General features: G+C 62.9%; 1 protein-coding gene. It reads left to right on the top strand.

Annotation, left to right across the window (positions count from 1 at the left end; genetic code table 11):
• The coding region (locus Q5762_RS39515) for a hypothetical protein (protein ID WP_315897149.1) at positions 1-240 on the top strand (240 nt) is incomplete at both ends.

Below are 240 nucleotides of genomic sequence, written 5' to 3'. Positions count from 1 at the left end.
CCCGCCCCCCTCCCCTCCATCGGGAACTATGCGGCTCTGCCGTCTCTGGAGTTCCTACGACTCTCCCCGTCTGGCGAGCGATTAGCCTTCATTCGCGCCGCCTCGGAAGGGCGCGAACTCGTCGTCATTGACCGCAAGACCCGCGCCTTGGTCACCGGCTCCAAACTGGGCGACGCAAAGGTGCGCGCCGTAACCTGGACCGACAATGACCATCTCATCCTGACCTATTCCACTACCAAG

It is taken from the genome of Streptomyces sp. P9(2023) (assembly GCF_032436795.1).
Classification (GTDB): domain Bacteria; phylum Actinomycetota; class Actinomycetes; order Streptomycetales; family Streptomycetaceae; genus Streptomyces.
This window is presented reverse-complemented; position numbering and strand designations above follow the sequence as displayed.